This window comes from Dellaglioa sp. CoH-56-MRSF-10, from assembly GCF_056782175.1.
In genome coordinates, this window is record NZ_JBXAYF010000090.1 from 1 (window position 1) to 297 (window position 297).

The 297-nt window shown below is 56.2% G+C and carries 1 protein-coding gene; it reads left to right on the forward strand.

The features are described 5' to 3' along the window. Positions 1–27 precede the first annotated feature (27 nt). The coding region (locus AC1RP4_RS07930; RefSeq protein WP_481763264.1) for an NUDIX domain-containing protein at positions 28–297 on the forward strand (270 nt) is incomplete at its 3' end.

Here is a 297-nt window from a genome sequence, read left to right on the forward strand (position 1 = left end):
GGTATGGGGTTGAGGTACGCCCCAATCATGACGACTGCGGATTCAGTGATCATCCAATCTGGGCACGTGCTTCTCGGACGACGCAAGTTCAATCCGGGAAAAGGCCTGTGGGCACTCCCGGGTGGCTTTGCCCACGCCGGAGAAACCATCTTCAACACGTCATGCCGCGAGGCAGTTGAAGAAACGCGTATTCAGGTAAGCCGCGATACGATGAAGCTGGCCTTCCGATTCAAGCAGGTATTCTCGGACCCGAATCGCGGAGAAACTCGTGGCCGGATCGTGACACATGCATATCTC